The sequence below is a fragment of the Streptomyces sp. NPDC047028 genome (assembly GCF_040644095.1).
In the GTDB taxonomy this organism is placed as follows: domain Bacteria; phylum Actinomycetota; class Actinomycetes; order Streptomycetales; family Streptomycetaceae; genus Streptomyces.
Genome location: NZ_JBEYVS010000136.1, coordinates 1 through 1,098 on the forward strand (window position 1 = coordinate 1; position 1,098 = coordinate 1,098).

General features: G+C 71.4%; 1 protein-coding gene. It reads left to right on the plus strand.

The window, feature by feature from the left end:
• Positions 1-1,098: acyltransferase domain-containing protein (locus ABZ854_RS37290; protein WP_361220517.1), on the plus strand; the 1,098-nt coding region annotated here is incomplete at both ends.

Here is a 1,098-nt window from a genome sequence, read left to right on the forward strand (position 1 = left end):
GCCGCAGACCCTGCACGTCGATGCTCCGTCCTCCCACGTCGACTGGTCGGCGGGGGAGGTGGAGCTGCTGACCGAGGCCCAGCCGTGGAAGGCGGATGAGCAGCGGGTACGTCGGGCCGGTGTCTCCTCGTTCGGTATCAGCGGGACCAACGCCCACGTCATCGTCGAGGAGGCTCCGGCCGAGGACCCCGCCGAGGCTCCTGAGGCCGGGCGGCTCCCGGTGGTGCCGTGGATCGTGTCGGGCAAGACCGCCGAGGCCGTTCGCGGCCAGGCGGCACGCCTGCTCGGGTTCGCCGCCGCCCGCCCCGACCTGGACCTCGCGGACGTGGGCCACGCCCTGCTGACGCACCGGTCGGCCTTCGCCCACCGGGCCGGCGTGGTCGGCGGGGACCGGGAAGGACTGCTGGCCGGCCTGGAGACCCTGGCCGGCGGCACCGCACCGGTGCCGGGCGCCGGACGCGATCCGCTGGCGTTCCTGTTCACGGGGCAGGGCAGTCAGCGGGCCGGGATGGGACGGGAGCTGTATGAGGCCTTCCCCGTGTTCGCCGCCGCGCTGGACGAGGTGTGCGCTGTCCTGGATGCGCATCTCGAACGTCCGCTGAAGGGTGTGATGTTCGGCGGTGAGGGGCTGGACGAGACGGGCTTCACGCAGCCCGCGCTGTTCGCCCTTGAGGTGGCGTTGTTCCGGCTGCTGGAGTTCTGGGGTGTGCGGCCGGATGTGCTGGCCGGGCATTCGATCGGTGAGCTGGCGGCCGCGCATGTGGCGGGTCTGTGGTCGCTGGAGGACGCGGCGAGGCTGGTCGCGGCTCGTGGCCGGTTGATGCAGCAGCTCCCTTCGGGGGGTGCGATGGCTGCCGTGCAGGCGACCGAGGACGAGGTACGGGCCGTGTTGCCGGACGGCACGGGCATCGCGGCTGTGAACGGACCGAACGCGATCGTCGTGTCCGGTCCCGATGCGGGTGTGAACTCGGTTGTCAGCCACTTCACCGGTGAAGGCCGTAAGGCGAAGAAGCTCACCGTGAGCCACGCTTTCCACTCGCCCCTCATGGAGCCGATGCTCGCCGAGTTCGAGCGGATCGCCGCCCAGCTCACGTACCA